This window comes from Ligilactobacillus acidipiscis DSM 15836 (assembly GCF_001435755.1).
Taxonomy (GTDB): Bacteria; Bacillota; Bacilli; order Lactobacillales; family Lactobacillaceae; genus Ligilactobacillus; species Ligilactobacillus acidipiscis.
This window is the reverse complement of record NZ_AZFI01000452.1, coordinates 1-207: the sequence shown is the minus strand read 5'-3', so window position 1 is coordinate 207 and position 207 is coordinate 1. Positions and strand designations below refer to the sequence as shown.

The window sequence follows — 207 nt, the reverse complement described above, 5'->3', positions numbered from 1 at the left end:
CTATCATAAAAGCAGGAACTTTCGCAACCTCCAGTTGTGTGAACAGGATATCGTCGAGCGCTTATTAGCCATGTCTGCGGATTTGCGCCTAGCTTACAATTATTATCAAACTCTGTTACAAGCCGTTCATCAGGGGAATCCAGCATTGTTAGAGGAGCTTACCCAGTCAGCCGCGGGGCTGCCTGACCCGGTCAAAAAAACTAATCG

The 207-nt window shown here is 47.8% G+C and carries 1 pseudogene; it reads left to right on the top strand.

The window, feature by feature from the left end:
• Positions 1–207: pseudogene (locus FC65_RS12995) on the top strand (ISL3 family transposase); the annotation flags it as partial.